The organism is Pseudomonas sp. AC083 (genome assembly GCF_979253165.1).
On record NZ_CEEDDH010000315.1, the window covers coordinates 1 to 240 of the forward strand.

Sequence of the window (240 nt, forward strand, 5' to 3'; positions counted from 1 at the left end):
TCGCGACGGTTCTCGATCTGCTGACGCTCGACGGAGACGTGCGCCTCCAGCGAGGGCAGGTCACGCGTACGGCGCTCGTCGTCGACGAACGTGATCATGTACGCGGCGAAGTAGATGACCTTCTCAAGGTCCTTCGGCGCGAGGTCGAGCAGGTAGCCAAGGCGCGACGGGACGCCCTTGAAGTACCAGATGTGGGTGACGGGAGCGGCGAGCTCGATGTGGCCCATCCGCTCACGGCGC

Annotated in this window: 1 protein-coding gene; it reads right to left on the minus strand. The window is 65.4% G+C overall.

From position 1 onward, the window contains the following. The coding region (locus tag AC0IXA_RS28055; RefSeq protein WP_471815004.1) for a hypothetical protein at positions 1-240 on the minus strand (240 nt) is incomplete at both ends.